Annotated in this window: 36 protein-coding genes; 28 read left to right on the top strand and 8 right to left on the bottom strand. The window is 68.2% G+C overall.

Annotation, left to right across the window (positions count from 1 at the left end; genetic code table 11):
- Nucleotides 1-30: 30 nt before the first annotated feature.
- Nucleotides 31-930: a LysR family transcriptional regulator gene (locus ACGFNV_RS10740; protein WP_393621187.1), complete on the bottom strand. Its 900-nt coding sequence runs from the start codon at nt 928-930 to the stop codon at nt 31-33.
- A gap of 72 nt (nt 931-1,002) precedes the next feature.
- Between ACGFNV_RS10740 and ACGFNV_RS10735 the strand changes: the two genes are divergently transcribed.
- The 3 genes from ACGFNV_RS10735 to ACGFNV_RS10725 are packed head-to-tail and all read left to right on the top strand — an operon-like array spanning nt 1,003 to nt 3,608.
- Nucleotides 1,003-1,491, top strand: coding sequence for a YybH family protein (locus ACGFNV_RS10735; protein ID WP_393621185.1), 489 nt, complete (start codon nt 1,003-1,005; stop codon nt 1,489-1,491).
- Between the two features lie 58 nt (nt 1,492-1,549).
- A complete protein-coding gene (locus ACGFNV_RS10730) occupies nt 1,550-1,987 on the top strand; it encodes a hypothetical protein (RefSeq protein WP_393621183.1) in 438 nt (145 codons plus the stop codon).
- Entirely contained in the window at nt 1,980-3,608 is a 1,629-nt protein-coding gene (locus ACGFNV_RS10725; protein WP_393621181.1) for a multicopper oxidase family protein, read from the top strand. The genes ACGFNV_RS10730 and ACGFNV_RS10725 overlap by 8 nt, the downstream gene beginning before the upstream one ends.
- Nucleotides 3,609-3,657: 49 nt before the next feature.
- Here the strand turns inward: ACGFNV_RS10725 and ACGFNV_RS10720 are convergent, their stop codons facing one another.
- From ACGFNV_RS10720 to ACGFNV_RS10700, 5 genes are all read right to left on the bottom strand, one after another.
- Complete coding sequence (locus tag ACGFNV_RS10720; protein WP_393621179.1) at nt 3,658-4,332, bottom strand: hypothetical protein; 675 nt, start codon at nt 4,330-4,332, stop codon at nt 3,658-3,660.
- Between the two features lie 4 nt (nt 4,333-4,336).
- On the bottom strand, nt 4,337-5,869 hold the full coding sequence (locus tag ACGFNV_RS10715; protein ID WP_393621177.1) for a putative T7SS-secreted protein: 1,533 nt from the start codon (nt 5,867-5,869) through the stop codon (nt 4,337-4,339).
- A 23-nt stretch (nt 5,870-5,892) separates the two neighbouring features.
- Nucleotides 5,893-6,684, bottom strand: coding sequence for a hypothetical protein (locus tag ACGFNV_RS10710; protein WP_393621175.1), 792 nt, complete (start codon nt 6,682-6,684; stop codon nt 5,893-5,895).
- Nucleotides 6,681-7,067, bottom strand: a complete 387-nt coding sequence (locus ACGFNV_RS10705) for a hypothetical protein (RefSeq protein WP_393621174.1) — start codon at nt 7,065-7,067, stop codon at nt 6,681-6,683. Before ACGFNV_RS10705 ends, ACGFNV_RS10710 begins: the two co-directional genes overlap by 4 nt.
- 174 nt (nt 7,068-7,241) lie before the next feature.
- Nucleotides 7,242-7,523, bottom strand: coding sequence for a hypothetical protein (locus ACGFNV_RS10700; RefSeq protein WP_393621172.1), 282 nt, complete (start codon nt 7,521-7,523; stop codon nt 7,242-7,244).
- Between the two features lie 157 nt (nt 7,524-7,680).
- Between ACGFNV_RS10700 and ACGFNV_RS10695 the strand changes: the two genes are divergently transcribed.
- Nucleotides 7,681-8,184, top strand: coding sequence for a hypothetical protein (locus ACGFNV_RS10695; RefSeq protein ID WP_393621171.1), 504 nt, complete (start codon nt 7,681-7,683; stop codon nt 8,182-8,184).
- Nucleotides 8,185-8,231: 47 nt separating this feature from the next.
- Complete coding sequence (locus tag ACGFNV_RS10690; protein WP_393621169.1) at nt 8,232-8,744, top strand: hypothetical protein; 513 nt, start codon at nt 8,232-8,234, stop codon at nt 8,742-8,744.
- Nucleotides 8,745-8,766: 22 nt separating this feature from the next.
- On the opposite strand, the gene ACGFNV_RS10685 is transcribed toward ACGFNV_RS10690, so the two are convergent.
- Both ACGFNV_RS10685 and ACGFNV_RS10680 read right to left on the bottom strand, forming a co-directional pair.
- The gene (locus ACGFNV_RS10685; protein WP_393621167.1) at nt 8,767-11,553 is read right to left on the bottom strand and encodes a poly(A) polymerase; all 2,787 of its coding nucleotides are present in this window, start codon (nt 11,551-11,553) and stop codon (nt 8,767-8,769) included.
- Nucleotides 11,554-11,575: 22 nt separating this feature from the next.
- Nucleotides 11,576-13,237: an RNA ligase family protein gene (locus ACGFNV_RS10680; protein ID WP_393621165.1), complete on the bottom strand. Its 1,662-nt coding sequence runs from the start codon at nt 13,235-13,237 to the stop codon at nt 11,576-11,578.
- A 524-nt stretch (nt 13,238-13,761) separates the two neighbouring features.
- On the opposite strand from ACGFNV_RS10680, the gene rpsJ reads away from it, so the two are divergent.
- The 23 genes from rpsJ (at nt 13,762) to ACGFNV_RS10565 (ending at nt 25,670) form a co-directional block, all read left to right on the top strand.
- Entirely contained in the window at nt 13,762-14,070 is a 309-nt protein-coding gene (rpsJ, locus tag ACGFNV_RS10675; RefSeq protein ID WP_003948644.1) for a 30S ribosomal protein S10, read from the top strand.
- Between the two features lie 17 nt (nt 14,071-14,087).
- The gene (rplC, locus tag ACGFNV_RS10670) at nt 14,088-14,732 is read left to right on the top strand and encodes a 50S ribosomal protein L3 (RefSeq protein ID WP_020135811.1); all 645 of its coding nucleotides are present in this window, start codon (nt 14,088-14,090) and stop codon (nt 14,730-14,732) included.
- 8 nt (nt 14,733-14,740) lie between these two features.
- Entirely contained in the window at nt 14,741-15,397 is a 657-nt protein-coding gene (gene rplD, locus ACGFNV_RS10665) for a 50S ribosomal protein L4 (protein WP_133927652.1), read from the top strand.
- Entirely contained in the window at nt 15,397-15,816 is a 420-nt protein-coding gene (gene rplW / locus ACGFNV_RS10660) for a 50S ribosomal protein L23 (protein WP_393621164.1), read from the top strand. Before rplD ends, rplW begins: the two co-directional genes overlap by 1 nt.
- Nucleotides 15,817-15,854: 38 nt before the next feature.
- The gene (gene rplB, locus ACGFNV_RS10655) at nt 15,855-16,691 is read left to right on the top strand and encodes a 50S ribosomal protein L2 (protein ID WP_133927650.1); all 837 of its coding nucleotides are present in this window, start codon (nt 15,855-15,857) and stop codon (nt 16,689-16,691) included.
- Between the two features lie 12 nt (nt 16,692-16,703).
- Entirely contained in the window at nt 16,704-16,985 is a 282-nt protein-coding gene (rpsS, locus tag ACGFNV_RS10650; RefSeq protein ID WP_033528345.1) for a 30S ribosomal protein S19, read from the top strand.
- A 41-nt stretch (nt 16,986-17,026) separates the two neighbouring features.
- A complete protein-coding gene (rplV, locus tag ACGFNV_RS10645) occupies nt 17,027-17,374 on the top strand; it encodes a 50S ribosomal protein L22 (RefSeq protein ID WP_133927829.1) in 348 nt (115 codons plus the stop codon).
- Nucleotides 17,374-18,195: a 30S ribosomal protein S3 gene (rpsC, locus tag ACGFNV_RS10640; protein WP_393621163.1), complete on the top strand. Its 822-nt coding sequence runs from the start codon at nt 17,374-17,376 to the stop codon at nt 18,193-18,195. The genes rplV and rpsC overlap by 1 nt, the downstream gene beginning before the upstream one ends.
- Before the next feature lie 5 nt (nt 18,196-18,200).
- Nucleotides 18,201-18,620, top strand: a complete 420-nt coding sequence (gene rplP, locus ACGFNV_RS10635; protein WP_009327094.1) for a 50S ribosomal protein L16 — start codon at nt 18,201-18,203, stop codon at nt 18,618-18,620.
- Entirely contained in the window at nt 18,620-18,844 is a 225-nt protein-coding gene (gene rpmC, locus ACGFNV_RS10630; protein WP_121894850.1) for a 50S ribosomal protein L29, read from the top strand. The genes rplP and rpmC overlap by 1 nt, the downstream gene beginning before the upstream one ends.
- Nucleotides 18,844-19,131 (top strand): 30S ribosomal protein S17, encoded by a 288-nt coding sequence (gene rpsQ / locus ACGFNV_RS10625; RefSeq protein WP_037680399.1) that lies wholly within the window; start codon nt 18,844-18,846, stop codon nt 19,129-19,131. Before rpmC ends, rpsQ begins: the two co-directional genes overlap by 1 nt.
- A 100-nt stretch (nt 19,132-19,231) precedes the next feature.
- The gene (gene rplN, locus ACGFNV_RS10620; RefSeq protein WP_003998823.1) at nt 19,232-19,600 is read left to right on the top strand and encodes a 50S ribosomal protein L14; all 369 of its coding nucleotides are present in this window, start codon (nt 19,232-19,234) and stop codon (nt 19,598-19,600) included.
- Between the two features lie 2 nt (nt 19,601-19,602).
- Nucleotides 19,603-19,926 carry a 50S ribosomal protein L24 gene (gene rplX / locus ACGFNV_RS10615; protein ID WP_030039760.1) on the top strand — a complete coding sequence of 108 codons (324 nt, stop codon included), beginning with the start codon at nt 19,603-19,605 and terminating at the stop codon, nt 19,924-19,926.
- Nucleotides 19,926-20,483 carry a 50S ribosomal protein L5 gene (rplE, locus tag ACGFNV_RS10610; protein WP_152771821.1) on the top strand — a complete coding sequence of 186 codons (558 nt, stop codon included), beginning with the start codon at nt 19,926-19,928 and terminating at the stop codon, nt 20,481-20,483. The genes rplX and rplE overlap by 1 nt, the downstream gene beginning before the upstream one ends.
- A gap of 5 nt (nt 20,484-20,488) precedes the next feature.
- Nucleotides 20,489-20,674, top strand: a complete 186-nt coding sequence (locus tag ACGFNV_RS10605) for a type Z 30S ribosomal protein S14 (protein ID WP_003948630.1) — start codon at nt 20,489-20,491, stop codon at nt 20,672-20,674.
- Between the two features lie 213 nt (nt 20,675-20,887).
- Nucleotides 20,888-21,286, top strand: coding sequence for a 30S ribosomal protein S8 (rpsH, locus tag ACGFNV_RS10600; protein WP_007384075.1), 399 nt, complete (start codon nt 20,888-20,890; stop codon nt 21,284-21,286).
- A gap of 24 nt (nt 21,287-21,310) precedes the next feature.
- Nucleotides 21,311-21,850: a 50S ribosomal protein L6 gene (gene rplF, locus ACGFNV_RS10595; RefSeq protein WP_058923759.1), complete on the top strand. Its 540-nt coding sequence runs from the start codon at nt 21,311-21,313 to the stop codon at nt 21,848-21,850.
- Between the two features lie 3 nt (nt 21,851-21,853).
- On the top strand, nt 21,854-22,237 hold the full coding sequence (rplR, locus tag ACGFNV_RS10590; protein WP_030039763.1) for a 50S ribosomal protein L18: 384 nt from the start codon (nt 21,854-21,856) through the stop codon (nt 22,235-22,237).
- A gap of 39 nt (nt 22,238-22,276) precedes the next feature.
- On the top strand, nt 22,277-22,882 hold the full coding sequence (gene rpsE, locus ACGFNV_RS10585) for a 30S ribosomal protein S5 (RefSeq protein WP_009190144.1): 606 nt from the start codon (nt 22,277-22,279) through the stop codon (nt 22,880-22,882).
- A 2-nt stretch (nt 22,883-22,884) separates the two neighbouring features.
- Nucleotides 22,885-23,067 (top strand): 50S ribosomal protein L30, encoded by a 183-nt coding sequence (gene rpmD, locus ACGFNV_RS10580; RefSeq protein ID WP_003974250.1) that lies wholly within the window; start codon nt 22,885-22,887, stop codon nt 23,065-23,067.
- A gap of 2 nt (nt 23,068-23,069) precedes the next feature.
- Nucleotides 23,070-23,525, top strand: coding sequence for a 50S ribosomal protein L15 (gene rplO, locus ACGFNV_RS10575; protein ID WP_037680385.1), 456 nt, complete (start codon nt 23,070-23,072; stop codon nt 23,523-23,525).
- Nucleotides 23,526-23,700: 175 nt separating this feature from the next.
- Nucleotides 23,701-25,014 (top strand): preprotein translocase subunit SecY, encoded by a 1,314-nt coding sequence (secY, locus tag ACGFNV_RS10570; RefSeq protein ID WP_393621159.1) that lies wholly within the window; start codon nt 23,701-23,703, stop codon nt 25,012-25,014.
- Nucleotides 25,014-25,670 (top strand): adenylate kinase, encoded by a 657-nt coding sequence (locus ACGFNV_RS10565; protein WP_393621157.1) that lies wholly within the window; start codon nt 25,014-25,016, stop codon nt 25,668-25,670. Before secY ends, ACGFNV_RS10565 begins: the two co-directional genes overlap by 1 nt.
- Nucleotides 25,671-25,797: the final 127 nt, after the last annotated feature.

Below are 25,797 nucleotides of genomic sequence, written 5' to 3'. Positions count from 1 at the left end.
GGCCCGGCGGCAGCCGCTGCCGGGTGATCGTCAGCGTGGGGCTTGGGGCTCCCCTGTGCCCCAGTCCCAGTCGGTGAGCGTGGTGCGCATCAGCCGGGCGGCGGTTGACGGGCGGTTGTCGGCGCCCCAGTAGAGGGTGACCGTGCGACGGCAGTCGGGGCTGTCCACGGGGATCCACGCACCGGGGGCACGCGTGACGCTGCGGCGGGCGAAGTCGGGGACGAGACCGATGCCCAGTCCCGCGCTGATCAGGTCGGCGATGGCGCTGTGTTCGTCGCTTTCGCAGACGATCTTCGGGGTGAGGCCGCGTGCGGCGAAGAGCCGGTCGAGCAGTCGGCGTAGCCAGTGTCCCTCGCGGGCGGTGACGAAGGGCTGGTCGGCGAGTTCGTCGATGGTCAGGAACGTGCGGTCCGCCAGCGGATGATCGAGTGGCGTGCCCACCCCCACCGCATCTTCGAACAGCTGCACGAACTCCAGGCCCTCGGCGTGGATCGGCTGCGAGGCGACGCACAGGTCGACCTCCTGGGCGCGCAGTCGGCGGGCCATGTCTTCGGGCGGCGACCAGTGGAGCTCGATCTCGACGGCGGGATACGCGCGCTTGTAGGCCGCCAGCGGCCCGGTGAGGGTGAGGAAGGTTTCCGACGCCAGCCTCACGGCGCCCAGGCCCTCGCTGGTGGCCTCGGCGACAGCGCGCCGTCCCGCGTCGAGCTCGCCCAGGGCCCGTTCGATGTGATCGCGGAAGAGTCTGCCGCTGTCATTCAGCCGGAGCCGACCGCCCCTGTCGAACAGCGGTGCCCCTAGTTCGCTCTCCAGTCGGGCGATGGTCCGGCTCAGGGACGGCTGGGCGACGTGCAGCTCTTCGGCGGCCCGGCTGAGGTGCTCCAGCCGCGCCACCACCAGGAACTGCCTGAGCGAGTTCAGCTCCATCATGCCCCCGAATGCATAACGCCATAGCAATATTCATCTTAGACGGGATAACTCCGGGGTCATAGCGTCGAGTTCGTGAGCAGCAGCCAGGATTCCACCGTGAAGGGACGGGTCGGGGTAGCCATGACGACGCGGCACGAAGTAGACGAAGCCAGGATCCGCCGACACATCCACGCACTCGTCGAAGCACTGCAGGGCAAGGATCTCGATCGTCTGAGGCGGCTCTACGCGACGGACATCGTGTCCTTCGACGTCCAGCCGCCGCTCCAGCACGTGGGGATCGAGGCCAAACTCAAGAACTGGGCCCCCGTGTTCACGTCCTTCGAGACCGTCACGTACGAGGTTCGCGACCTGACGCTCACCGTGGGCGACGACGTGGCGTTCGGGCATGCCTTCGCTCGTCTCGGCGGCACGCTCAAGGACGGGACGGCGGTCGGCGGTATGTGGGTCAGGGTCACGTACTGCCTCCGGAAGATCGACGGCACCTGGTTGATCGTGCACGACCAGGTCTCGGTGCCGCTCGACATCCTGAGCGGCACCGGAGTGGTCGACCTCGAGCCCTGACACCTGGAAGGGAGCAGCGGCACGGCCTCATCCGACACGACCCGAGAGGTCCCCTGAGATGGCAGTTTCCAAGTGTGCCCGGGTATTACGGGCGGTCGTCAGCGTGCACGCGGTAGCGATCTTCGGTCAGCCCGTGTTCGCCGGCGTCTATCTGAGCGGCGACTACGACGGACTGCGCTGGCACCTGGCCGGCGCCAACACGGTCACCTCGCTCGGCTACGTGCAGTTGATCGTGGCGATCGTGGTCTGGGTCCGGCTGCGTCGGGCTTGGCCGTTCGTCGCCACGCTGGCGTTGGTGGCGGCGGAGACGGTGCAGTACTTCGCCGGGATGGACGGCGCACTGTGGCTGCACCTTCCCCTGGGCGTGCTGACCATCGCGGCGCTCACCGTGCTGTTCATCGCCGTATGGCGGCAGCCCGTCCTGCGGCCGGCTCCGCGCACGGCATCGACCCCGCGCACGGCATCGACCCCGCACAAGGAGGGAGTCAGTGGCTGAGACTCGTGGAATCGGCAGGCGCCAGTTCCTCGGCACCGGCGGGGCGCTCGGGCTGACGGCGGTCACCGGACTGACGGCCGCGGCAGGCTTGGCGCGCCACCCGGCCTCTACCGGCGACGAGTTACGCAGCGGTGTGCCCCTGCCGCCCGCGTTCCAGGTGCCGTTGCCGCTGCCGTCCGTCCTGAAGCCGGTCAGCACCTCGGGCGGCGTCGACCGCTACGAGATCACCCAGCGTGAGGCGACCCTGGAGGTCCTGCCCGGCGTCAAGACGCCGATGTGGACCTACGGGGGGACGTTCCCAGGTCCGACGATCGAGGCGCGCCGCGGCCGTCCGGTCACCGTGACGCACCACAACGGGTTGCCCGTGCCGACGGTCGTGCACCTGCACGGCGGACGGACTCCAGCCGCTTCCGACGGCTACCCGACCGACCTCGTCCTGCCGGAGAACTGGCGGGAGCCCGCGTCCCCCACGACGCACGGCGCGCATGGCGCGCATGACATGAGCGCCAAGGACGGCATGCAGGGCATGCAGGACCCGAAGGCTCTGGTGACCAGGCTGACACGGGACTACACGTTCCCGACGGACCAGCGGCCGACACTGCTCTGGTACCACGACCACCGGATGGACTTCACCGCCCCCGCGATCTGGCGCGGCCTTGCCGGGCTGCACATCATCCGCGACGACGCCGAGGACTCGCTCGACCTGCCCTCCGGGCGGCGGGAACTGCCGCTGATGATCGCCGACCGGGCGTTCGACGAGCACGGCAACCTGCACTACCCGTCCCTGGATCCGACCCTGCGCAACCAGCCAGGTGTCGAGGAGGCCTACCACGCCGGAGTCCTCGGAGACGTGATCCTGGTCAACGGTGCCCCGTGGCCCGTGCACGAGGTCGACGCGGCCCGCTACCGGATGCGCGTGCTGAACGCGTCCAACGCCCGTCACTACGACCTCGAAGCGGTCACCGACGACGGACGCCGCCTCGACCTCGTCCAGGTCGGCGCCGACCAGGGCCTGCTCGCCGCGCCGGTCACCCACCGCACCCTGCCGATCGCCCCGGCCGAACGCTACGACGTGGTGGTCGACTTCGCGAAGGTCCCGGTAGGCGGGCGCGTCAGGATCGTCAACCGGCTGGGCTCCGGCCGTACCCGAGACGTCATGGCCTTCCGGGTCGCACGCAGGGCCGCCGACCACAGCCGCATCCCGCGCGTCCTCTCCCACGACCTGCCGAACTGGCGCCGGTCGGACGCCAGGCGCACACGCGACTTCTCCTTCCGCGCCGGACGCATGCACGGCGGCCACGGCTGGCTGATCGGAGGAGCCTCGTTCGACCCGGCCCGCTCCGACGTCACCACCCGGCTCGGCGATATCGAGGTGTGGCGGCTGATCGCGGACGTCCACCACCCCGTTCACCTCCACCTGGTCGGGTTCCAGGTGCTGTCGCGCGGCGGGAAGAAGCCGCTCCCCCACGACGCCGGCCTCAAGGACACCGTCTCGCTCCGCCCGGGCGAAGCGGCGGAGATCATCACCCGCTTCGACGGCTATCGCGGTCGCTACCTCTTTCACTGCCACAACGCCGAGCACGAGGACATGGGGATGATGGCCAACCTCGACATCATCTGACCGTTCCTCGGCGTACCGATCGCGGGCGCGGTGACGGGTGCCGGCCGGCTCAGCTCCTGCGCTGCCAGGTCTGGAGGACTGCCAGGGCGTAGGCGACCCGGGGGTCCAGGCGCTCGGGATCGTGGCGGTAGACCTTGTTGACGCCCCGGTAGTCCAGGACCGTGCCGGTGCCCGGGACGCGCCAGCGGGTGCGGACCGGTCTGCCGAACGTGTAGTCGTCCGTGGTTCCGTCGAAGAACGCGTACAGCAGCGCGCAGAGCGCGAACAGGAACCAGACGGGTGCCGTCACCACATAGAGGAGCCAGGCGTACGAGGTTCCCTGCCGGCCCGTGACCGGCTGCGGTGCGCCGGTGAGCTGCGCGGACCAGCGGACGCGGCGGGGCCAGGGCAGGAGCCTGCCGGGGCGGTGGGTGATCCTGGCCAGGGGGGTGCCGTCGGCGGCCTGGACGTCGTAGGTGTCGGGTGCGGCCGGGTGGACGGAGCACCAGGGGCTGCCGCCCGGTCCGTCGTGGATCCAGAACGGCGAGGGTGCCTTGCGGCTCCACCGCTCCGCGGAGCGGGGCGCGATGACCCGGGCCAGCGGGGTGTCCTCCGGGCGGCGGGCGGTCGTCGACCGGATCGTCGCTCGCACGTCGGCGTCGGGCGGCAGTCCCAGCGACCGCGGATCGGACACCGGAACGGGGTTGTTGCCGGAGACGAGGAACGTGTACGGGCTGTTGTGCACGGGGTCATCCAAACGGGTTGGCGTCGGCCAGGCGGCCGATGACGTCGCCTGCTGTGTCGCGGGCCCGGTCGATCCCCTCGTGGATCTTCTCCGAGCCGTACTCGACGGGGTCGGTGGCGCTCCGCACACCCTCCTTGTAGAGGTTCTTCGCGCCGAGCGCCGCCTCGTAGCCGCGGGCCGTCCAGGAGCGGGGGTCGATGTAGCGGCCGACGGTCTCGCCGGCGTTGTCGACGATCGGCTTGACGGAGTCCGCGAGCGCGGGGATACGCCCCAGCGGGGTGTTCTCGATCAACTGGGGCATCACCTTCTGGAAGGCGACGTCCGTGATGCCCGCACCGGCCTTGTACAGGTTGAAGTCCCCGAACTCCTTGGCCACGGCCACCTTGAAGCGGTCCGCCATCGTGTCCGCGGTGATGTGGATCGCGTGCGCCTTGCTGCCGAGGGCGCTGACGTTCCGCATCACCCATTCCTCGGCGTCGTCGCCCAGCTTCGCGGTCCCACCGACGTGCTCGACGATGTCGTCCGCGCGCTTCCACGCGTCGGAGGCCTTCGCCCCGAAGTCCAGGACGTTCATCGGGATCTTGACGCCCTTGAACATGCCCTTGCCGACCTTCCCCAGCCGCAGCAGGTCCCCGAACGGGACGAATCCCACCACGTCCAGGCCGATGTCCAGCCAGTTGCCCTTCTTCGCCCCGGCCGCCCAGCCGACGCCGTGGAAGAGGAGGGCGCCGCCGTTGAGCACCATGCCGAGGCCCTCGAAGACGACGGCGCCGATGATGGTCTCGGAGAAGACCACCGCGAGGACGTCGCAGGCGGCACTGGCGTAGCCGAGCCAGTCCCCGATCTCGTAGATCGTGTCCGCGTGGTTCTTGATCCATCCCCAGAGGTCGCCCGCGAGATCCTTGATCCGTTCGCCCAGGCCGGCGATCGCGTCGACGAGCTTGTCGAGCAGGGACTCGACCGGCGCGGCCTCGGCCGCCTTGCGGATCAACTGGGCGGCGAGGCGCGCCGCCTCCTGGTGATCGTGCAGCAGCTCCCGCGCCTTCTTGATGATCGCGTCCAGGTCGCCGCTCGCCTCGTTCACCCGCTTCGTCGCGTGGTCCAGGCGCCGCTGTGCGTCCCGCAGTTCCCCGTCCGTGTCGAACGTCCGGCCCGCGAGCTTCAGGTCCGGGTTGCTCCGCGCCTCCGCCAGCGTCTCCTTGGCCGTCGCCGCCTCGTGCTCGTAGTGGCGCGCCTTGGTCTGGAATTCCGCCAGCTGCGACTCCCAGGTACGCAGCGCGTGCGCGGCGTCGATCAGTGAGTCGTGCCCGTTGTCCAGGTACTTCGGCAGTACGCCCGTCTTCTCGGCGAAGGCGGACGCCGCTTGGCCCACCCATGCGCCGTCCGCCTTTCCCAGCCGTGTCAGGGTGCCGTGCGCGTCGTGGAGCTGTTTGCCCGCGCTGGTGAGCACGGTGACGAGTTGGTGCACGGAGGCGGGCATGCCGGGGGCGGGGTCGAAGCCGAGGGCGTCGTACGTCGTTGCCGTCTGTGGGTTCATGGGGGGCGATCTCCTCGACGCGATCAGTAGGAGCCGAAGGGGGAGGGCGGGGCGGCCTCTTTCGTGACCGCGGCCGCGGGTGCCTCGGCTTCGGCCTCGCCGAAGGTGATGGTGTCGGCGATGTCCGCGAGGACGGCCTGGTAGTGGAAGAGGTCCTGGACATCGGCCGTGCTCAGGCAGAGCAGGAGCAGGCGGTCCTCGCCGGGGAAGGGAACCCAGAGCTCGATCCGTACGAAGAACCGTTCCTGCTCTCCTCCCGGCCCGTCCGCTTCTCCCTCGGGCAGGTCCCACACGGCGCGGGCCCCGGCAATGTGGACGACCGCGGGGCCGACGGGCAGGGAGACGAGCTGGACCTCGCCGCCCTGGCTCCCCTTGTCCAGGACCTCCGCGATGCCCGCGGCCGTGAAGTGCGGGTCGGGGTTGTCCAGCTCGCGCACGCTGACGGTGAGCGTGGCCCGGCTGACGCGCTCGGGGGGTTCGGGGGACTCGGAACCGTCCGCGCCGCCGCCGATGGGGAAGATGCCGAGCGCGTTGTACACGGTGCCGCCCTCGACCAGACTCTGCGCGTTCGCCGCGTACATGGCCGTGGTCAGCCTGCGCAGGGGCTCCAGGTCCTCGCGCTCGCCCCAGTAGTCGCGGGCGAACTGCCGTACCTGCGCGTGGAAGACGTCCGCTTCGTCGCCCAGGCCCAGCGGGACCGCATGGAATTCGGACGGTACCCGGAAGTGGAAGGCAGGCGGCGCGCCCATTTCAGCGGAGCCGGAGCCGGAGTTGGAGTGGGCGGAGCCGGAGCCGGAGTTGGAGCCGGGCCTCACTGGTCGGCTGCCTTCATGCTCTTGTCGGCGAGCTTCACGGCCTGCAGGAGTACGGCGGCCTCGTCCTCCAGCCGCTGGTACACCCGGCCCGACTGCCCGACCTTCTCCGTGATGCCGCCCGTGGCATCGGCGATCAGTTCGATGCCGTAGCCCCACTTCTCCTGCAAGTCGTCACAGGCCTCCTCGAGCTCGCTGGAGCCGGCGCCCTTCGGGCCGATGTCCTCCAACTTCCTCATCGCGGACCGCATGGTGTCCGCACATTCGGCGAGGTCGATGACGAGCCGGGCCATAGCCTCGAACTCGACCTTGTAGTAACCGGTCATCCCTGACGTGTCCCCGTGACGCTGGCTGATCGCCGTGATCATCGCACGCGACTCAGGCATCAAAAGGGAAATCCCGGTCGTCGGCACAGGTGTACAACGGAAGCTCCCCGACCCCTCCACGCGGGAGGAACCGCGCATCGCCAACCCCTTTGCCCATCAAGGCTGTTCATGACTCGGCGTGTGTGGTTGTGAAGCAACGGTGAGAAAGGATAAGAAGCTTCAGGCGATCAGTCATCACTCATCCCCGTCTTCACGGATGCCGGTCAAGGCGCTCTCACGCAGCAGATCGGCAGCGTGATCGGCGACAGCGCGGAGACGCATCAGATGGACAGCAGTGTCGAGACTCACACTGCGAAGGACGAAGTCTATCGAGCAGGACAAATTGCTGCGGAATCCCCGATGCAGCATTTCGCGGAGAAATACGGGATTGGGCGCGATAAAGCCGACTTTGGGCAAGATCTGGAAGAGGCGCTGAATAGCGGGTACACGAAGGGTTGTAATGGTGAGAACCAGCATGGTGCGCTTCCCAAGGCTTGAAGTTGCGGCTGTGACAGCAGCTGTCCTTCTTGCAGCCGGGTGCCAAGGCGGTGATCCCGCAGGGGCGGGCACGGTGAGTCCTAGTCCCACAGAGGTGACCTGTGCCAGCGTCCTGAGTGGTCAGGCCAAAGCTGCCATGAAACGGATCGCCGACATTCCTGCGTCCGTGGAGACCACCTACCTTGGAGACCCGCAGAGGGCAGCCGACGGCTTGGTCGCTCAATACGATGCCGGGACGGCAAGCGAATGGGCCGAGGAAGGGTTCTGTGCAGCCCACGAAGGGTCGGCTGGGCTTGACTCTGCCCGAGTGACGTTCTCCCTTGCCCAAGAAGTTCCTGAGGAAGGTAAAGTAGCCTCGATTTTCAAGGAATACCGCATGGCGAAGGCGGCTCTCGCAGGCATCAAGGTCGGTGTGCTTTATTTCGAGTGCTCCAGCGGAAACTTCGCCTCTGGGGCAGGCGCGACTGTATTGGTCCGCGGAGAAGTTCGCAGTAGATACGAAACTTCCGAAGCCGAGGGTGCGGCGAGGAAGGACACTCTTCGCGTCGTGTACGAAGCAAGCCGGGCCCTGTCGAAGCTGCTCGGCTGCAAGTCGAACGCCGGCTTGCCCAGCAGTTTCAGCATGCCTCCCGAGGTGTGACGGGCCGTTCTCAGAGCGAGTTCACCGTCGCCAGGTAGGTTGACCCCATGGGCCTCTTCGACAAGTTGACGGGAACTCAGCGCCCCGCAGACGGTGTTGTGCCAGTAGCTGCCGAGGAGGTGCGGGCAGCCCTGCTCAGCTTGAACAGCTCGGATGTTCCGTATGTCATCCGCGACGGCGGCGCGGATGGCGCCGACCTCGTGGCGGAGTGGCGGTTGGCGGAGCCCACCTGGCAGCACCTCTTCGTTCAGTCCCAGTTGAGCCGTGCTCTGCGGATCCGGATGCGCCTGGTCCAGGAGGACCATGAGGTGCGCGCCGTCGAGGAGCAGTGGGAAGTCACCCGCGTCGGAAATCCGCCGAGGCCGGCGGTGTCGAGGCAGTACTCGCGCGGGCCGGACAGGACCGTCACGCGCACCTGGACGATCGAACGCGGAAGCAGTGGCCGCCTCCAGGCGACGGAGACCTTCCGCTTCGACGGCGCGGATCTGCGCGATCCCCTGCGGAACGCCGTGCTCAACTCCGGCTGGACCTGGCGGGGGCTCCTCCTCGGCAAGCTGTAAGGGTGCGGCGGCGCCCCGATGATCAGCGGAGGGTGGGAATTTCGCCGCCCTCGGCTCTCCTCAGCGTGACCCCCGCCAGGCCGCGCAGTCGGCGTTCCGCGATCGTGGCGAGGTGGTCGGTGGTCGGTGGGGTGGAGCCGAGGCCGATGGCGTAGCGGGTGGGGGCGGTGGTGAAGGGGTGGGGCCAGGCGTGGCAGTCGGGGGCCGTTTCCGCCAGGTCGGTGATGAGGGCGCGCATCCTGCCTCGTACCCGGCCCTCGTCGGCCGCAGAGTCCACCGTCACGACCGCCCAGGCCGCGTGGCGGCGGTGGAGTGGGGGAGGGGCGAGGAGTTCGGCCCAGGAGGACGGGTCCGGCGTCTCGTCCAGCAACTCCCAGGCGCGGAAGAGCTCTTGGGTGATGAGGTCACGCATGCCCGGTGTGACCTGGTCCGTGCAGGGGCGTACGGGGGCGGAGGGTGTCGTGATGGTCAGGGGGAGGGAGTGGGGCCGAACGCCCTGCGGTCCCACCGGCTCGCGCCAGTCCCAAGCCGCCCAGGTCGCGAAGAAACGCCGTAGCAGATCCGCCGGAGGCAGTTCGCCGGACTCGCTCGCCGTGCGGGCCGCCAGGACGGACCAGGCGAGGCCCGGCAGGCCCCCGAACGGTGCCGAGTCCAGGCCCCGGGCCTTCGCCCAAGCCTTGACCTGCCTGGCCAGCCGGGCGAAGGCCGGACCCTGTGCGCCCACCGAGGTGAGCACCGCGTCGGCGTCGGTCACCGCGCTGAGCGCGATCGCCGCCGCCTCTCCCAGGTCGGCCCGGCGAGTCACCGCCCCGGCGGGGTCCAGCGAGCCGGTGGCGACGACGACCAGGTCCACGTCCAGCCCGTCGACCCGCAACCGCAGACCGGGTACGCGGGCTCCGACCACCTCGCGCACATCGGTCGCCGAGGGGAGGGCAGCCGCCAACTTCGCTCGCACGGCGGTGAGTTCGAAAGCGCCGGGCAGCGCTGCCACCAGGTCCAGATCCGCACCGGGCAGCGCGCAGCCCATGCGCCGGGAGCCGACGACGTGCACGACACCGTCACCGAGCACGTCCGTGATGCGGGCGGTCACCAGGTCGGCGAGAGAGGTGTCGGTGGGCTCGTAGGCCTGCTGCCCGGCCTCCTCCCGCCAGCTCACCTCTCCCGTCCCCAGCCTCACCGTCCCCCGCACCCGCATCGGCTCGTCCCCGCGCCGCGACAGCAGTGCCAGCTCGCCGACCCTGACCGGCATCGGAGCGAGCCGGGTCTCGCAGGCCGCGGCCAGGGTGTTCGGGTCGGTGGTGCGGCCCAGGCTCAGGTGAGGGGTGAAACCGGCGCGGCGGCCGCGGCAGCCGGGGAAGTGGCGCAGGAGGGTGCGGTGCAGCTCGGTCCACGGCTCCTCGCCGGCGGCCGCGGGATCGAGCCAGACGGTGGCGTCGTCCCGGTGGCCGAACCAGTGCACGCCCTCCAGCCGGGCGTCGAAGGGAGCGGTGGTGGCCGTCGCGAGCACCGATGCGGCCTGCTCGAAGGCGTGTTCCGGTACGAATCCGAAGAGCAGGTTCACATGCGGAGGCCAGCGGAGGATCTGTGGGTCGTGGTCGCGGCGGATGTCCTGGAGCGGCGGCCACAGCTCCTCGGGCGGGATCCACGCCAGTGCCGTGCGAGGCGTCGGCCGTACATCCAGGCGACCGAGGACAGCCGAGTCCTCCGCGCCCTCCCCCGTCACCTCCACCCGCACACCGAAGTGATCGGAGATGAACAGCCCCTCCGCCGTGGGCGCGTCGCCGTACAGCTCGGCCCGCCGTACCCGCAGGTCCTCCCCGCGCAGCAGCACCCGGTCCAGGCGGGAGGCCCGGCCGGTCAGGGACGAGATCGCGGCCAGCGGGTTGGCGCCGGGGTCGAAGGTCGGGGTCGTGTCGTCGGCGCCGTGGGCCTCGCTCCAGGCGTCCCGCATCCCCAACGTCAGCTGCGGTGTGTCACCGCCGTCGTTGAAGTCGCCCATCAGGATCAGCTCGGCTTCGAGGCCCGCAATACCCTCCGCGATCCGCGTCAGCTCGGCATCGCGCCGGTCCGCACCGTTCTCGGAGTGGTCGCTGCTCAGATGCGTCGCCGCGACGACCAGGGGACGCGCGCCCGTCTCCACGACGAGGGCGGTCACCGCCTTGTGCGGGCCCAGCGCGTGGAACGCGGCCTCGCGCACGGGCAACCGGCTCAGGAGCAGCAGACCGCACTCGTCCACGTCCCGCTCCCGCGGATCCGTCCCCAGCGTCCAGCCCGCCCGCACCCACGGCTCACGCAGCAGCGGGACGAGGAGGTCCGCCTCGACCTCCTGCAACGCGATCACGTCGGCGTCGGCGTCGCGCAGGGCCCGCAGCAGCTCGGGCCTGCGCCGGGCGCTGTCGATGCGGTCGGCGTCGTACCGGTCCCAGAGGGTGTTCCAGGTCAGCACCCGCACCCCGCCGGGGCCGGAAGCGGCGCCGGCCGGTGAACGCGCCGGCACCCAATCCTCCCCGTCCCACGCGTAGGGCGTACGGGCCGTGAAGAACGGCGCCCGGAGCAGACGAGCCTCCCGTACCCGCCCGGCCCCCGTCGCGTCGATCCGGTCCACCCCCGTGGCCCGGTCCCACACCATCTCGCCGTCGGCCTCGAAGAACAGCACCCGGTGCCACGGGATCTCGCCCCCGGGCACGAACGCGGGCAGCGGAACACGCTTGGGCGCGGCCCCGCGCTGCAGGATGCCCAGCACGAAGCGGGCCGGGTCGAAGCGCGCGTCCCAGCGCACCCGGTGATAGATCTCCTCGCTCGTCCGCACGGCCAAAGCCCTCTCAGCGCTCTCAGATCTCTTCCTCGACCGTCCCGCTCGCCCCGATGTACCAGGTGCGATGCGCGTCCCCCGGATACGGCGGGCCGAAGCGGCGCAGCTGGGCCGCGAGCACCTCCGGGGGCACCGGGTGCTCGCGGTGGGCGTTGCGCCGTACCAGCTCGTCCTCGTCGACCAGGACCACGGCGTGGGTGATCATCGCGTGGCGGCGGTGGGCGATCGTGTGCACGAGCGAGCGTTGCTGCTTGTTCAGGGACGTGGCGTCCCAGACCACGGTCCCTCCGTCGGCCAGGGCCTTGTCCAGGCGGTCGAGCCCCTCGCGCAGGACGGCCTCGTTGGCCCGCTGGTCGGCGCGTGCGCCTCGCGCCTCGCGCAGATCGTCCAGGGAGACGTACGCGTGCACGCCGGGGAGTCCGCGGGCGAAGGTGCTCTTGCCGCTGCCCGCCGGACCGACCGTCTGGATCAGTTTCGGGAAGTCGCCGGAGCGCCGGCGCCAGGTTGCCGCCGCGGCCTCGTCGACACCGCTGATCCGGCCCTGCGCGTACGCCTCCCGCGCCTCGGCCCGGCACCGGACGGCCGTGTCCGCCGGCAGATCGGCGAACGCCTCCCGCAGCCCCTTCTCGTCCAGGCCCGCCACGTCCTCGGCGTGCAGCGCCGACCACTCCACCTGCTCGCGCGCCTCGTCCGTGGCCGCGGTGGCCCGGGCGACCGCGTGCAGCAGACCGAGGTCGGCGGCGTGGGACAGCCGCACCAGGCCGGCCCGTCGGTCCTCGTCCGGATACGGCCGGTGCAGCGCCGGGTGCAGTCCTACGAGATCGGCGACCCGGCGCGCGAGCGGCATGCCCACCACCCCGGCGAGCCGCGCCGCGAGCCGTGCCCGTCTGCCCGAGTGCAGCAGCGCGGCCAGCACACCGGCGAGCCGGTCGTCCCCCGTTCGCCCCGCCGGGTCGAACCGGGCGGCGGCCACTGGGTCGCCCTCGCCGGGCAGGCCCACGGCCTCCGCCAGCGCCGCCGCGTCGGCGGCCGCCCCCGAACGCACCGCCCACAACGCGGCCGCCGGGCCGAGACCGTTCTCGACGACGGCCGCGTGCATCCAGTGCGTGTCCGTCCGCACATGCCCGGCCCGCACCCACTTGGCCACCCGCTCCCCGAACTCCTGAGCGGCGAAGCCGTCCACGCCCCGGACGACGTACCCCTCCTGCCGCCCGAGGTCCAGCCGCAGAGCGCGCAGCGCCCGCTCGTCGAACACGCCTCGCCACAGCACCCGCGGTACGGGGACGCCGAGCCCGCGCAGAAAGGCCACCGTCCGGTCCCAGTCCAGGCAGCGGCCGTCCGCGTCCCACACGGAGAAGCCGTAGAACCAGCTCTCCAGATCGTCGTACGCGATCGAGTGACGGGCGAACATGTTCTCCCCGCACACCCGCCAGCCCTCGGGGACGGCGTGGCCGATGCGGGCCTGGAGGGCCTTGACCCAGGTGCGGGAGGGGTGGTGGGCCGAGTCGAGCGAGCGGGCGTGCAGCCCGTCGGCGTACAGCGTGGTGTTCTCGCCGTCGAGTTTCTCGGTGACCACGACCTCGCGGCCGCGCAGGCCGGACAGGTCGGTGATCCTGAGGTCGTCGGCGGTGGCGCCGGGGGACCAGGGCAGGTGCCGGGTCCGCGGATAGTGCGTACGCATGATGAACGTCCCCCGTGGCGGCTCGTACCTGATCAGCGTAGGAACGCCGGGCCGCCGTGGGCCAGCGGTTTACGGCGTGGGCGGGGGAGGAGCGGGGGTGGTCACGCGCACGTGTTTGACCTTCGTCACGTCCGGGGTATTCTCTCCGACTCGATTGGCGAAGCCCCAGCTACGTATGGCAGACTAGCGGGGTTGCTCGGTCGAGTGTTGATGCTGCGCGCCTCCCGCCGGGGGGACCGGAAGCGAGTCCCACAGTACTCGTCGTTCCAACTGTCGAAAGGCAGCGCTGGGACGGACGTACGGGAATCTTCCGGGAAGTGTCAGTGCGGCACCGGCCAGGCACCCGGTGGCCTTTTGGCCCTGGCTTGCGGTTCCGGAAGGGCCGTGTTCATTCCCTGGAGGGATGTTCGAACAAGGGACATCTGTGTCAGTGGAAGCGCGACACGCCCGACCGCGTGGGTCGGAGGAAGTCAAGGGAACACCGGGTTCCAGAGCGTTACGAGAGACAGGACTACTGAGTAGCCATGGCGGGACAGAAGATCCGCATCCGGCTCAAGGCCTACGACCACGAGGTCATCGACTCCTCGGCGAAGAAGATCGTCGAGACGGTGACTCGCACTGGTGCGTCGGTCGCGGGCCCGGTGCCGCTGCCCACTGAGAAGAACGTGTACTGCGTCATCAAGTCGCCGCACAAGTACAAGGACTCGCGCGAGCACTTCGAGATGCGCACGCACAAGCGCCTGATCGACATCCTCGACCCGACGCCCAAGACCGTTGACTCTCTGATGCGACTCGACCTCCCGGCCGGTGTCGACATCGAGATCAAGCTCTGAGGGCTGGTGATCTGAGAATGGCTAAGCAGATCAAGGGCATCCTGGGCGAGAAGCTCGGCATGACGCAGGTGTGGGACGAGAACAACCGTGTTGTTCCGGTCACCGTCGTCAAGGCCGGCCCCAACGTCGTCACCCAGGTCCGCACGAACGACGTCGACGGCTACGAGTCCGTCCAGATCGCGTTCGGCGAGATCGACCCGCGCAAGGTGAACAAGCCCCTCAAGGGCCACTTCGCCAAGGCCGACGTCACTCCCCGCCGCCACCTCGTCGAGATCCGTACCGCTGACGCCAGCGAGTACACCCTCGGCCAGGAGATCACCGCTGAGGTGTTCGAGGCCGGCATCAAGGTCGACGTGACCGGCAAGAGCAAGGGCAAGGGCTTCGCCGGTGTCATGAAGCGTCACAACTTCAAGGGCCTCGGCGCCGGACACGGCACCCAGCGCAAGCACCGCTCCCCCGGTTCCATCGGTGGCTGCGCCACCCCGGGCCGCGTGTTCAAGGGCCTCCGCATGGCGGGTCGCATGGGCAACGAGCGGGTCACCACCCAGAACCTGACCGTCCACGCCGTTGACGCGGAGAAGGGTCTGCTGCTCATCAAGGGCGCGGTTCCCGGTCCGAACGGCGGCCTCGTCCTGGTCCGCACCGCGGCCAAGGGGGCCTGAGGTAACCGATGAGCACTGTTGACATCCTTTCGCCTGCCGGCGAGAAGGCCGGTACCGTCGAGCTCCCCGCGGAGTACTTCGGCGTGGAGAAGGTCAGCATCCCGCTGATCCACCAGGTCGTCGTCGCGCAGAACGCCGCTGCCCGCCAGGGCACGCACAAGACCAAGACCCGCGGTGAAGTCCGTGGTGGCGGCAAGAAGCCGTACCGCCAGAAGGGCACCGGCCGCGCCCGTCAGGGTTCGACCCGCGCCCCGCAGTTCGCCGGCGGTGGCGTCGTCCACGGCCCGCAGCCGCGTGACTACTCGCAGCGGACCCCGAAGAAGATGAAGGCCGCGGCCCTGCGCCACGCCCTCACCGACCGGGCCCGCCACAACCGCATCCACGTCGTCACCGGCGTGATCGAGGGCGACACCCCCTCCACCAAGGCCGCCAAGACGCTGTTCGGCAAGATCTCGGAGCGCAAGAACCTGCTCCTGGTCGTCGACCGCGCCGACGAGGCCGCGTGGCTGTCCGCCCGCAACCTGCCCCAGGTCCACATCCTGGAGCCGGGCCAGCTGAACACGTACGACGTGATCGTCTCGGACGACGTGGTCTTCACCCAGGCCGCTCTCGAGTCCTTCGTCGCCGGCCCGAAGGCCAACGACACCGAAGGGAGCGAGGCCTGATGGCTACGCGTCACCCGAGCATTGCCTCCAAGGCTGCGAAGGCCGCCAAGGCCGCGCGCGTCGCCAAGGCGCGTCGCCACGCCGCCGAGGGCAAGAACACCGTCGTCACTCCGGCGAGCAAGGCGTACACGGACCACCGTGACGTCCTGATCAAGCCGGTCGTGTCCGAGAAGAGCTACGCGCTTCTCGACGAGAACAAGTACACGTTCATCGTCGACCCGAGTGCCAACAAGACTCAGATCAAGCAGGCCGTCCAGGCGGTCTTCTCGGTCAAGGTCACCGGGGTCAACACGATCAACCGCCAGGGCAAGCGCAAGCGGACCCGTACGGGCTTCGGCCAGCGTGCCGCCACCAAGCGCGCGATCGTGACCCTCGCCGAGGGCGACCGTATCGACATCTTCGGCGGTCCGACCGCGTAAGCGGGTCGGATCGTCCGATATCGGACGAGGACTGAGAAATGGGAATCCGCAAGTACAAGCCGACTACGCCGGGCCGTCGTGGTTCCAGCGTCGCCGACTTCGTCGAGGTCACGCGGTCCACGCCGGAGAAGTCGCTGGTCCGCCCCCTGCACAGCAAGGGCGGCCGTAACAACGCCGGTCGTGTGACCGTTCGCCACCAGGGTGGCGGACACAAGCGCGCCTACCGAGTGATCGACTTCCGTCGTCACGACAAGGACGGCGTGCCGGCGAAGGTCGCGCACATCGAGTACGACCCCAACCGCACCGCGCGCATCGCGCTGCTGCACTACGCGGACGGCGAGAAGCGCTACATCCTCGCCCCGCGCAACCTGCAGCAGGGTGACCGCGTCGAGAACGGTCCCGGGGCCGACATCAAGCCGGGCAACAACCTGGCCCTGCGCAACATCCCGGTCGGTACGACGCTGCACGCGATCGAGCTCCGTCCGGGCGGCGGTGCCAAGTTCGCCCGCTCCGCCGGTGCCTCCGTACAGCTGCTCGCGAAGGAGGGCTCGATGGCCCACCTCCGCATGCCCTCCGGTGAGATCCGCCTGGTCGACGTGCGCTGCCGCGCGACGATCGGCGAGGTCGGCAACGCCGAGCAGAGCAACATCAACTGGGGCAAGGCCGGCCGCAAGCGCTGGCTGGGCGTCCGCCCGACCGTTCGTGGTGTGGCGATGAACCCGGTTGACCACCCCCACGGTGGTGGTGAGGGCAAGACCTCCGGTGGTCGCCACCCGGTCAGCCCCTGGGGTCAGAAGGAAGGTCGTACTCGTTCGCCGAAGAAGGCTTCGAACAAGTACATCGTCCGCCGCCGCAAGACGAACAAGAAGCGCTAGGAGCGGGTTTAGATGCCGCGCAGTCTCAAGAAGGGGCCCTTCGTCGACGACCACCTCATCAAGAAGGTGGACGCCCAGAACGAAGCCGGCACCAAGAACGTCATCAAGACCTGGTCCCGTCGCTCCATGATCATCCCGGCGATGCTCGGGCACACGATCGCGGTGCACAACGGCAAGACCCACATCCCGGTGTTTGTCACCGAGTCCATGGTCGGCCACAAGCTCGGCGAGTTCTCGCCGACGCGCACCTTCCGGGGTCACGTCAAGGACGACCGGAAGTCGAAGCGCCGCTAAGCGCGGGGTGAATGACCATGACAGACACTGAAGGGACAACCATGGAAGCCAGGGCCCAGGCGCGGTACATCCGCGTCACGCCCATGAAGGCCCGCCGCGTGGTGGACCTCATCCGCGGCCTGGACGCCGCGGAGGCTCAGGCGGTCCTGCGTTTCGCCCCGCAGGCCGCGAGCGTGCCGGTAGGCAAGGTGCTGGACAGCGCCATCGCCAACGCCGCGCACAACTACGACCACACCGATGTCGACAGCCTCTTCATCTCCGAGGCGTACGTCGATGAGGGCCCGACCCTGAAGCGGTTCCGTCCGCGCGCCCAGGGCCGTGCCTACCGGATCCGCAAGCGGACCAGCCACATCACCGTGGTCGTCAGCAGCAAGGAAGGAACCCGGTAATGGGCCAGAAGGTTAACCCGCATGGGTTCCGGCTCGGTGTCACCACGGACTTCAAGTCCCGGTGGTACGCCGACAAGCTGTACAAGGACTACGTCAAGGAAGACGTCGCCATCCGTCGGATGATGACGTCCGGCATGGAGCGCGCCGGCATCTCCAAGGTCGAGATCGAGCGCACCCGTGACCGCGTCCGTGTGGACATCCACACCGCGCGTCCGGGCATCGTCATCGGCCGCCGTGGCGCCGAGGCCGACCGCATCCGCGGCGACCTCGAGAAGCTCACGGGCAAGCAGGTCCAGCTGAACATCCTCGAGGTCAAGAACCCCGAGACGGACGCTCAGCTCGTGGCCCAGGCCGTTGCCGAGCAGCTCTCCTCCCGCGTCTCCTTCCGTCGCGCCATGCGCAAGAGCATGCAGTCGGCGATGAAGGCGGGCGCCAAGGGCATCAAGATCCAGTGCGGTGGCCGCCTCGGTGGCGCCGAGATGTCCCGCTCGGAGTTCTACCGCGAGGGCCGTGTGCCCCTGCACACGCTCCGCGCGAACGTGGACTACGGCTTCTTCGAGGCCAAGACGACCTTCGGCCGCATCGGTGTGAAGGTCTGGATCTACAAGGGCGACGTCAAGAACATCGCCGAGGTCCGCGCCGAGAACGCCGCGGCCCGTGCGGGTAACCGCCCGGCCCGTGGTGGCGCCGACCGCCCGGCCCGTGGTGGCCGCGGTGGCGAGCGTGGCGGGCGCGGTCGTAAGCCGCAGCAGGCTGCTGCCGAGGCCCCCAAGGCCGAGGCTCCCGCCGCTCCGGCTGAGAGCACCGGAACGGAGGCCTGACCGAAATGCTGATCCCCCGTAGGGTCAAGCACCGCAAGCAGCACCACCCCAAGCGCAGCGGCGCTGCCAAGGGCGGCACGCAGGTTGCGTTCGGCGAGTACGGCATCCAGGCGCTCACCCCGGCGTACGTGACGAACCGCCAGATCGAGGCCGCTCGTATCGCCATGACGCGTCACATCAAGCGTGGTGGCAAGGTCTGGATCAACATCTACCCGGACCGTCCGCTCACCAAGAAGCCCGCCGAGACCCGCATGGGTTCCGGTAAGGGTTCTCCCGAGTGGTGGATCGCCAACGTCAAGCCCGGACGCGTGATGTTCGAGCTGTCGTACCCCAACGAGAAGATCGCCCGTGAGGCGCTGACTCGTGCGGCCCACAAGCTGCCGATGAAGTGCCGGATCGTCAAGCGCGAGGCAGGTGAAGCGTGATGTCGGCCGGTACCAAGGCGTCCGAGCTGCGCGAGCTGGGCAACGAGGAGCTTCTGGACAAGCTCCGCGAGGCCAAGGAAGAGCTGTTCAACCTCCGCTTCCAGGCGGCGACCGGTCAGCTCGAGAACCACGGCCGGCTGAAGGCCGTCCGTAAGGACATCGCGCGGATCTACACCCTGATGCGTGAGCGCGAGCTGGGCATCGAGACGGTGGAGAGCGCCTGATGAGTGAGAGCAACGTGACTGAGCAGACTGCAGAGGCCCGCGGCTTCCGCAAGACCCGTGAGGGTCTCGTCGTCAGCGACAAGATGGACAAGACCGTCGTCGTCGCCGTCGAGGACCGCGTCAAGCACGCGCTGTACGGCAAGGTCATCCGCCGTACCAGCAGGCTCAAGGCGCACGACGAGCAGAACGCCGCGGGTGTCGGCGACCGTGTCCTCCTCGCGGAGACCCGGCCGCTGTCCGCGACGAAGCGCTGGCGCGTCGTCGAGATCCTCGAGAAGGCCAAGTAATCATCCTGCGGGGCACCCCTCGCAGGACAGTTCCGCCAGGCTCCGGGGGACCGCTCGCTGAGCGGCCCCCGGGGAACCGGCAGACAAACAGGAGATAGACGTGATCCAGCAGGAGTCGCGACTGCGTGTCGCCGACAACACTGGTGCGAAGGAGATCCTTTGCATCCGTGTGCTCGGTGGCTCCGGTCGCCGCTACGCGGGCATCGGTGACGTCATCGTCGCCACCGTCAAGGACGCGATCCCCGGTGGCAACGTGAAGAAGGGTGACGTCGTCAAGGCGGTCATCGTTCGCACCGTCAAGGAGCGCCGCCGTCCGGACGGCTCGTACATCCGCTTCGACGAGAACGCCGCCGTCATTCTGAAGAACGACGGCGACCCTCGCGGCACCCGCATCTTCGGCCCGGTCGGCCGTGAGCTGCGCGAGAAGAAGTTCATGAAGATCATCTCGCTGGCTCCGGAGGTGCTGTAAGCATGAAGATCAAGAAGGGCGACCTGGTCCAGGTCATCACCGGCAAGGACAAGGGCAAGCAGGGCAAGGTCATCGCGGCCTTCCCCCGCGAGGACCGCGTTCTGGTCGAGGGTGTCAACCGGGTCAAGAAGCACACCAAGGCCGGCCCGACCGCCAAGGGTTCGCAGGCCGGCGGCATCGTCACGACCGAGGCGCCGATCCACGTCTCCAACGTCCAGCTGGTCGTTGAGAAGGACGGCAACAAGGTCGTCACGCGTGTCGGTTACCGCTTCGACGACGAAGGCAACAAGATCCGCGTTGCCAAGCGGACGGGTGAGGACATCTGATGACGACCACCACCACTCCGCGTCTGAAGACGAAGTACCGCGAGGAGATCGCGGGCAAGCTGCGTGACGAGTTCAAGTACGAGAACGTCATGCAGGTTCCCGGCCTCGTCAAGATCGTGGTCAACATGGGTGTGGGCGACGCCGCCCGCGACTCCAAGCTGATCGAGGGCGCCATCCGCGACCTCACCACGATCACCGGTCAGAAGCCGGCCGTCACCAAGGCCCGCAAGTCCATCGCGCAGTTCAAGCTGCGTGAGGGCCAGCCGATCGGTGCCCACGTCACGCTTCGTGGCGACCGCATGTGGGAGTTCCTGGACCGCACCCTGTCGCTCGCGCTGCCGCGCATCCGCGACTTCCGCGGCCTGTCCCCCAAGCAGTTCGACGGCCGTGGCAACTACACCTTCGGTCTCACCGAGCAGGTCATGTTCCACGAGATCGACCAGGACAAGATCGACCGCGTCCGGGGTATGGACATCACCGTGGTCACCACGGCGACCAACGACGCTGAGGGCCGCGCGCTCCTTCGTCACCTCGGCTTCCCCTTCAAGGAGGCGTGAGCGAGATGGCGAAGAAGGCTCTGATCGCTAAGGCTGCTCGCAAGCCCAAGTTCGGTGTGCGTGGCTACACCCGCTGCCAGCGCTGCGGCCGCCCGCACTCCGTGTACCGCAAGTTCGGCCTCTGCCGCGTGTGCCTTCGTGAGATGGCTCACCGTGGCGAGCTGCCGGGCGTGACCAAGAGCTCCTGGTAATCACCCTTTTAGGGATTCCCAGGGCTCTCGGTAAGCAATGGGCGTGTCAGGCGCCGACCCTTCCATGGCTTAGGCTTGGGGGGTTGGGCGCCTGACGGTCGCCCGTACGACTTACTACGCCGTAGGTCCACCGCGCCGCACCCGTCCCGTCTCGGATCGGGGAGAGGGATGGCGCACCAGGAAACCCCGGCGAGAGAGGCCGAAGGCCAATTCATGACCATGACTGATCCGATCGCAGACATGCTTACGCGTCTGCGGAACGCGAACTCGGCATACCACGACTCCGTGACGATGCCGGCATCGAAGATCAAGTCGCACATCGCGGAGATCCTCCAGCAGGAGGGCTTCATCACGGGCTGGAAGGTCGAGGACGCCGAGGTCGGCAAGAACCTCGTCCTGGAGCTGAAGTTCGGCCCCAACCGTGAGCGCTCCATCGCGGGCATCAAGCGGATCTCCAAGCCCGGTCTCCGGGTGTACGCGAAGTCCACCAACCTGCCGAAGGTGCTCGGCGGTCTCGGCGTGGCGATCATCTCCACGTCGCACGGACTCCTCACCGACAAGCAGGCCGGCAAGAAGGGCGTAGGCGGAGAAGTTCTCGCCTACGTCTGGTAACGGAAGGGAACGGAGGAAACAGCTATGTCGCGTATTGGCAAGCTCCCCATCACGGTTCCCGCCGGCGTGGACGTCACCATCGACGGCCAGACGGTCTCGGTCAAGGGCCCCAAGGGCACGCTGACCCACACTGTCGTGGCGCCGATCGAGATCGCCAAGGGTGAGGACGGCGTCCTGAACGTCACCCGCCCCAACGACGAGCGTCAGAGCAAGGCCCTGCACGGCCTGTCCCGCACGCTGGTGGCGAACATGATCACCGGCGTGACCCAGGGTTACGTGAAGAAGCTCGAGATCAGCGGTGTCGGTTACCGCGTGACCGCCAAGGGCTCGAACCTCGAGTTCGCGCTCGGCTACAGCCACCCGATCACCGTCGAGGCGCCCGAGGGCATCACCTTCAAGGTGGAGACCCCGACCCGCTTCCAGGTCGAGGGCATCGACAAGCAGAAGGTCGGCGAGGTTGCGGCCAACATCCGCAAGCTGCGCAAGCCCGACCCGTACAAGGCCAAGGGCGTCAAGTACGAGGGCGAAGTCATCCGCCGCAAGGTCGGAAAGGCGGGTAAGTAAGCCATGGCATACGGGCAGAAGATCCTCAAGGGCGACGCCTACAAGCGCGCCGCGATCAAGCGCCGCCACATCCGGATCCGCAAGTCGATCAACGGTACGGCGGAGCGTCCTCGTCTGGTCGTGACCCGCTCGAACCGCCACATCGTGGCCCAGGTGATCGACGACCTCAAGGGTCACACCCTTGCGTCGGCGTCCACCCTGGACACCTCGATCCGCGGTGGCGAGGGCGACAAGTCCGCGCAGGCCAAGCAGGTCGGCGCCCTGGTCGCCGAGCGTGCCAAGGCCGCCGGTGTCGAGGCTGTCGTGTTCGACCGTGGTGGCAACCAGTACGCCGGGCGCATCGCCGCTCTGGCGGACGCCGCCCGCGAAGCCGGGCTCAAGTTCTGAGCCTGCCGTAGCTAGCGGAAACAGAGAGAGGTAATTCCAATGGCTGGACCCCAGCGCCGCGGTGGCGGTGCCGGTGGCGGCGAGCGGCGGGACCGGAAGGGCCGTGACGGCGGCGCTGCTGCCGCCGAGAAGACCGCGTACGTTGAGCGCGTTGTCGCGATCAACCGCGTCGCCAAGGTTGTGAAGGGTGGTCGTCGCTTCAGCTTCACCGCGCTGGTCGTGGTGGGCGACGGTGACGGCACCGTGGGTGTCGGTTACGGCAAGGCCAAGGAGGTGCCGGCCGCCATCGCCAAGGGTGTTGAGGAGGCCAAGAAGCACTTCTTCAAGGTCCCCCGGATCCAGGGCACCATCCCCCACCCCATCCAGGGTGAGAAGGCTGCCGGCGTCGTCCTGCTCAAGCCCGCGTCCCCCGGTACCGGTGTTATCGCCGGTGGCCCGGTGCGTGCCGTGCTCGAGTGCGCCGGTATCCACGACGTGCTGTCGAAGTCGCTCGGCTCCGACAACGCCATCAACATCGTGCACGCGACCGTGGAGGCCCTGAAGGGTCTGCAGCGTCCCGAGGAGATCGCGGCCCGCCGTGGTCTGCCGCTCGAGGACGTCGCCCCCGCGGCTCTTCTCCGTGCGCGTGCCGGGGCGGGTGCGTAATCATGGCGCAGCTCAAGATTACGCAGGTCAAGTCCTACATCGGCAGCAAGCAGAACCACCGTGACACCCTGCGTTCCCTTGGTCTCAAGGGCATCAACACGCAGGTCGTCAAGGAGGACCGCCCCGAGTTCCGCGGCATGGTGCACACCGTCCGCCACCTCGTGACGGTCGAGGAGGTCGACTGATCATGGCGGAGAACAACCCGCTCAAGATCCACAACCTCCGTCCCGCCCCGGGCGCCAAGACCGCCAAGACCCGTGTCGGTCGTGGTGAGGCGTCGAAGGGTAAGACGGCTGGTCGTGGTACCAAGGGCACCAAGGCCCGCTACCAGGTTCCGGAGCGCTTCGAGGGTGGCCAGATGCCCCTCCACATGCGTCTCCCGAAGCTGAAGGGCTTCAAGAACCCGTTCAAGACCGAGTACCAGGTCGTGAACCTCGACAAGCTGGCGTCGCTCTACCCCGAGGGTGGCGAGGTCACCGTCGAGGGTCTGGTGGCCAAGGGCGCCGTTCGCAAGAACGCGCTCGTCAAGGTCCTCGGCCAGGGCGAGGTCACCGTGGCGCTGCAGGTGACGGTCGACGCCGTCTCCGGCTCCGCCAAGGAGAAGATCACCGCCGCCGGCGGTACGGTCACCGAGCTCGTCTGAGCGCGATGACGTAAGCAGTCCCGACCGGGGATACCTCACAATGAGGTATCCCCGGTTGGTCGTTCCAAGGCGGGCGGTGTCCCCGGTAAGGTGGCCTGCACTGCTCTTTCACGTATTCGTCGAACCTCAAGACCGTCACCCTTGACGCAGTTGCGCGGGGGTCGCAGGAGGCACCGTGCTCACCGCGTTCGCCCGGGCGTTCAAGACGCCCGACCTGCGCAAGAAGCTGCTGTTCACACTCGCCATCATCGTGGTCTATCGGGTGGGTACGCACATCCCGATCCCCGGTGTGGACTACAAGAGTGTCCAGGAGTGTGTGGACCAGGCATCCGGTAACCAGGGCCTCTTCGGTCTGGTCAACATGTTCAGTGGCGGCGCGCTGCTCCAGATCACGGTCTTCGCGCTGGGCATCATGCCGTACATCACGGCGAGCATCATCCTTCAGCTGCTGACCGTGGTCATTCCGCGCCTGGAAGCCCTCAAGAAGGAGGGCCAGGCCGGTACGGCGAAGATCACGCAGTACACCCGTTACCTCACCGTGGCGCTCGCGATCCTGCAGGGCACCGGCCTGGTGGCCACCGCCCGCAGCGGCGCCCTCTTCTCCGGCTGCACGGTCGCCAGCCAGATCGTCCCGGACCAGGCGATCTTCACGACCATCACCATGGTCATCTGCATGACCGCCGGTACGGCCGTCGTGATGTGGCTCGGTGAGCTCATCACCGACCGCGGCATCGGCAACGGCATGTCGATCCTGATGTTCATCTCGATCGCCGCGACCTTCCCGTCCGCGCTGTGGGCCATCAAGAAGCAGGGCACCCTGGCCGGCGGCTGGATCGAGTTCGGCACCGTCGTCCTCGTCGGCCTGGTCATGGTCGGCCTGGTGGTCTTCGTCGAGCAGGCCCAGCGCCGCATCCCCGTGCAGTACGCGAAGCGCATGATCGGCCGTCGTTCCTACGGTGGTACGTCCACGTACATCCCGCTGAAGGTGAACCAGGCCGGTGTGATCCCGGTCATCTTCGCCTCGTCGCTGCTCTACATCCCGGCCTTGATCGCTCAGTTCTCCAGCGGCGACTCCGAGTGGAAACGCTGGGTCGAGCAGAACCTGACCAAGGGCAGCCACCCGATTTACATCACTCTGTACTTCTTGCTCATCGTGTTCTTCGCGTTCTTCTACGTGGCGATCTCCTTCAACCCCGAGGAAGTCGCCGACAACATGAAGAAGTATGGTGGCTTCATCCCGGGCATCCGGGCTGGCAGGCCGACCGCTGAGTACCTCTCGTACGTGCTCAACCGGATCACCTGGCCGGGTTCGCTGTATCTGGGTCTGATCGCTCTCGTCCCGACGATGGCGTTGGTCGGTTTCGATGCAAACCAGAACTTCCCGTTCGGCGGGACCAGCATCCTGATCATCGTGGGTGTCGGTCTTGAGACGGTGAAGCAGATCGAGAGCCAGCTCCAGCAGCGCAATTACGAAGGGTTCCTCCGCTGATGCGTATCGTCCTCGTCGGGCCGCCGGGTGCCGGTAAGGGAACGCAGGCCGCGTTCCTGGCCAAGAACCTGTCGATCCCGCACATCTCCACGGGCGACCTGTTCCGGGCCAACATCAGCCAGCAGACGGAACTCGGCAAACTGGCGAAGTCGTACATGGACGCGGGCAACCTGGTGCCCGACGAGGTCACGATCGCCATGGCGAAGGACCGCATGGAGCAGCCGGACGCCGAGAACGGCTTCCTGCTGGACGGCTTCCCCCGTAACGTCTCGCAGGCCGAGGCGCTCGACGAGCTGCTCGAGACCGAGGGCATGCAGCTCGACGCGGTGCTGGACCTGGAGGTCCCCGAGGACGAGGTGGTCAAGCGCATCGCGGGCCGCCGTATCTGCCGCACCGATTCGTCGCACGTCTTCCACGTGACGTACAAGCCGCCGGCCAAGGAGGGCGTCTGCGACGTCTGCGGCGGCGAACTGTACCAGCGGGACGACGACTCCGAGGAGACCGTCCGCAAGCGGCTGGAGGTCTACCACACGCAGACCGAGCCGATCATCGACTACTACAAGGCGCAGGGGCTGGTCGTGACCATCTCGGCGCTCGGCAAGGTCGAGGACGTCACGGCTCGCGCCATGGAGGCGCTTCAGCGGGACGGTCAGTAGAGACGTTCGAATTCTTCAGGGAAGCCCCCGTCGTTCCTCAGGGACGACGGGGGCTTCTTTGCGAGTAGCGCACTCGACGTTCGATTGTCGGTGAACACGCAAAAACGTGATCGGTAGGGTCAAGGCG

This window comes from Streptomyces sp. NPDC048751 (assembly GCF_043198595.1).
GTDB lineage: Bacteria > Actinomycetota > Actinomycetes > Streptomycetales > Streptomycetaceae > Streptomyces.
Note: the sequence above shows the minus strand (reverse complement) of the source record. Positions and strands in the feature narration are given on the sequence as shown.

Excerpts from the sequence above, each read along its gene's own strand:
- ACGFNV_RS10740 (WP_393621187.1), bottom strand. The coding sequence starts at position 930 with ATGATGGAGCTGAACTCGCTCAGGCAGTTCCTGGTGGTGGCGCGGCTG.
- ACGFNV_RS10730 (WP_393621183.1), top strand. The coding sequence starts at position 1,550 with ATGGCAGTTTCCAAGTGTGCCCGGGTATTACGGGCGGTCGTCAGCGTG.
- ACGFNV_RS10715 (WP_393621177.1), bottom strand. The coding sequence starts at position 5,869 with ATGAACCCACAGACGGCAACGACGTACGACGCCCTCGGCTTCGACCCC.
- ACGFNV_RS10705 (WP_393621174.1), bottom strand. The coding sequence starts at position 7,067 with ATGCCTGAGTCGCGTGCGATGATCACGGCGATCAGCCAGCGTCACGGG.
- ACGFNV_RS10700 (WP_393621172.1), bottom strand. The coding sequence starts at position 7,523 with ATGCTGGTTCTCACCATTACAACCCTTCGTGTACCCGCTATTCAGCGC.
- ACGFNV_RS10695 (WP_393621171.1), top strand. The coding sequence starts at position 7,681 with ATGAAACGGATCGCCGACATTCCTGCGTCCGTGGAGACCACCTACCTT.
- ACGFNV_RS10690 (WP_393621169.1), top strand. The coding sequence starts at position 8,232 with ATGGGCCTCTTCGACAAGTTGACGGGAACTCAGCGCCCCGCAGACGGT.
- ACGFNV_RS10680 (WP_393621165.1), bottom strand. The coding sequence starts at position 13,237 with ATGCGTACGCACTATCCGCGGACCCGGCACCTGCCCTGGTCCCCCGGC.
- rpsJ (WP_003948644.1), top strand. The coding sequence starts at position 13,762 with ATGGCGGGACAGAAGATCCGCATCCGGCTCAAGGCCTACGACCACGAG.
- rplC (WP_020135811.1), top strand. The coding sequence starts at position 14,088 with ATGGCTAAGCAGATCAAGGGCATCCTGGGCGAGAAGCTCGGCATGACG.
- rplD (WP_133927652.1), top strand. The coding sequence starts at position 14,741 with ATGAGCACTGTTGACATCCTTTCGCCTGCCGGCGAGAAGGCCGGTACC.
- rplW (WP_393621164.1), top strand. The coding sequence starts at position 15,397 with ATGGCTACGCGTCACCCGAGCATTGCCTCCAAGGCTGCGAAGGCCGCC.
- rplB (WP_133927650.1), top strand. The coding sequence starts at position 15,855 with ATGGGAATCCGCAAGTACAAGCCGACTACGCCGGGCCGTCGTGGTTCC.
- rpsS (WP_033528345.1), top strand. The coding sequence starts at position 16,704 with ATGCCGCGCAGTCTCAAGAAGGGGCCCTTCGTCGACGACCACCTCATC.
- rplV (WP_133927829.1), top strand. The coding sequence starts at position 17,027 with ATGGAAGCCAGGGCCCAGGCGCGGTACATCCGCGTCACGCCCATGAAG.
- rpsC (WP_393621163.1), top strand. The coding sequence starts at position 17,374 with ATGGGCCAGAAGGTTAACCCGCATGGGTTCCGGCTCGGTGTCACCACG.
- rplP (WP_009327094.1), top strand. The coding sequence starts at position 18,201 with ATGCTGATCCCCCGTAGGGTCAAGCACCGCAAGCAGCACCACCCCAAG.
- rpmC (WP_121894850.1), top strand. The coding sequence starts at position 18,620 with ATGTCGGCCGGTACCAAGGCGTCCGAGCTGCGCGAGCTGGGCAACGAG.
- rpsQ (WP_037680399.1), top strand. The coding sequence starts at position 18,844 with ATGAGTGAGAGCAACGTGACTGAGCAGACTGCAGAGGCCCGCGGCTTC.
- rplX (WP_030039760.1), top strand. The coding sequence starts at position 19,603 with ATGAAGATCAAGAAGGGCGACCTGGTCCAGGTCATCACCGGCAAGGAC.
- rplE (WP_152771821.1), top strand. The coding sequence starts at position 19,926 with ATGACGACCACCACCACTCCGCGTCTGAAGACGAAGTACCGCGAGGAG.
- ACGFNV_RS10605 (WP_003948630.1), top strand. The coding sequence starts at position 20,489 with ATGGCGAAGAAGGCTCTGATCGCTAAGGCTGCTCGCAAGCCCAAGTTC.
- rpsH (WP_007384075.1), top strand. The coding sequence starts at position 20,888 with ATGACCATGACTGATCCGATCGCAGACATGCTTACGCGTCTGCGGAAC.
- rplF (WP_058923759.1), top strand. The coding sequence starts at position 21,311 with ATGTCGCGTATTGGCAAGCTCCCCATCACGGTTCCCGCCGGCGTGGAC.
- rplR (WP_030039763.1), top strand. The coding sequence starts at position 21,854 with ATGGCATACGGGCAGAAGATCCTCAAGGGCGACGCCTACAAGCGCGCC.
- rpsE (WP_009190144.1), top strand. The coding sequence starts at position 22,277 with ATGGCTGGACCCCAGCGCCGCGGTGGCGGTGCCGGTGGCGGCGAGCGG.
- rpmD (WP_003974250.1), top strand. The coding sequence starts at position 22,885 with ATGGCGCAGCTCAAGATTACGCAGGTCAAGTCCTACATCGGCAGCAAG.
- rplO (WP_037680385.1), top strand. The coding sequence starts at position 23,070 with ATGGCGGAGAACAACCCGCTCAAGATCCACAACCTCCGTCCCGCCCCG.
- ACGFNV_RS10565 (WP_393621157.1), top strand. The coding sequence starts at position 25,014 with ATGCGTATCGTCCTCGTCGGGCCGCCGGGTGCCGGTAAGGGAACGCAG.